1 protein-coding gene is annotated in these 1,658 nt (G+C 37.7%); it reads left to right on the top strand.

Going from position 1 to position 1,658, the window contains the following annotated elements; genetic code table 11:
- A partial coding sequence (locus M4I21_RS17810; protein ID WP_249560588.1) for a collagen-like domain-containing protein occupies positions 1 to 1,658 on the top strand: 1,658 nt, incomplete at both ends.

Here is a 1,658-nt window from a genome sequence, read left to right as displayed (position 1 = left end):
TTTACAATCACAGATGATTCTGGTAATTCAGCAACAGTAGACACAAACAATACAGTAACAACTTTAGTAAATAATGGTGATGGTAGTTTTACGTATACATCGGAAGATGGTACAGTAACAACATTTACGGAAACATTATCAACTTTAGTAGATAATGCAGACGGAACATTTACCTATACAAATGAAGATGGCGTAGTAACTACATTTGACGCTAAACGTTCTACGGTATTAGATAATGGTGATGGAACATTTACAATCACAGATGATTCTGGTAATTCAGCAACAGTAGACACAAACAATACAGTAACAACTTTAGTAAATAATGGTGATGGTAGTTTAACCTACACATCAGAAGATGGTACAGTAACAATATTTACGGAAACATTATCGACTTTAGTAGACAATGCGGACGGAACATTTACGTATACAAATGAAGACGGCGTAGTAACTACATTCGATGCTAAACGTTCTACAGTTTTAGATAATGGCGATGGTACTTTTACGATCACAGATGATTCTGGTAATTCTGCAACGATAGATACAAACCAGGTTGCAGGTTCTTTAGTTAATAATAACGATGGTACAATAACATATACCGACGGTACAGGTTCTTCTCAAACATTAGGTTTGGTAAGTGCTAATGCTAATAATGATATTCAAGTAGGTACAGACGGTGGTTTATATTTAAATGTAGCATCTGTTACAATTGATGAAACAGATACAACTTTAACAGATAATGGCGATGGTACTTTTACTTATGTAAATGAAAGTGGAGTTTCAACAACATTCAATGCAAAACGTTCTACAGTAGTAGATAATGGCGATGGAACATATACGATTACTGATGATTCTGGTAATTCAGCAACTATTAACACAAACAATACTGTAACAACGTTAGCAAATAATGGAGATGGTACATTCACATATACATCAGAGAATGGCACAGTAACCAATTTTGCAGGTACAGACAGTCAAGATTTAGCATTAACAGGAGATAACTTAACGTTAACTAATGATCCAACAGCTACACCAATTGATTTATCTAAATATAATCAAACAGTTAGTGGAGCAGGTAATATTTCTGTTACAGATGACGGAAGTGGAAATTACACAGTTAGCTCTACTGATCCAGATGAGAGCATTACAAATGAAGTAAATACTCGTTTTTCGGTTGTAGGTTCTAATTTAGAAATTGAAGATGATAATAGTGTGTTGTTTGTTCCATTATCGGAATTAGCAGCAGGCGGAGCAGTTGGCCCACAAGGACCAGTTGGTGATAAAGGAGCAACAGGTGATACTGGTGCAAAAGGTCCTGACGGAGATAAAGGTGAAACTGGTGACAAAGGAGTTATTGGTGATCAAGGTCCACAAGGATTAGATGGCGATAAAGGCTTAACAGGAGACAAAGGCGCAACGGGTGATACTGGTGCAAAGGGTCCTGATGGAGATAAAGGTGAAACTGGAGATAAAGGAGTTATTGGTGATCAAGGTCCACAAGGATTAGATGGCGATAAAGGCTTAACAGGAGACAAAGGCGCAACGGGTGATACTGGTGCAAAAGGTGCTGACGGAGATAAAGGAGTTATTGGTGATCAAGGTCCACAAGGATTAGATGGCGATAAAGGCTTAACAGGAGACAAAGGCGCAACGGGTGATAC

The sequence above is a fragment of the Cellulophaga sp. 20_2_10 genome (genome assembly GCF_023476645.1).
In the GTDB taxonomy this organism is placed as follows: Bacteria; Bacteroidota; Bacteroidia; order Flavobacteriales; family Flavobacteriaceae; genus Cellulophaga.
The sequence above is the reverse complement of the archived record's forward strand: the minus strand, read 5'-3'. Positions and strand labels throughout refer to the sequence as shown.